Consider the following 212-nt stretch of genomic DNA (forward strand, 5'->3'; position numbering starts at 1 on the left):
GACCGAGGCGACCACGATCACGTCCGAGCGCATGGCGAGCGATGCGGTGGCGGAGAGGCGGAGCTGCTCGAGCTTGGGGTTGATCGCCGCATCCTTCTCGATGTACTGGTCCTTCTTCGGGATGTAGGACTCCGGCTGGTAGTAGTCGTAGTAGGAGACGAAGTACTCCACGCGGTTCTGCGGGAAGAACTCTTTAAACTCGTTGTAGAGCT

The 212-nt window shown here is 59.0% G+C and carries 1 protein-coding gene; it reads right to left on the reverse strand.

The annotated features are described in order from the left end of the window. Positions 1 to 212 (reverse strand): excinuclease ABC subunit B (locus QME71_11150; GenBank protein ID MDI6858855.1); only part of this gene is annotated, 212 nt, incomplete at both ends.

This window comes from Dehalococcoidia bacterium (assembly GCA_030018455.1).
GTDB lineage: Bacteria > Chloroflexota > Dehalococcoidia > DSTF01 > JALHUB01 > JASEFU01.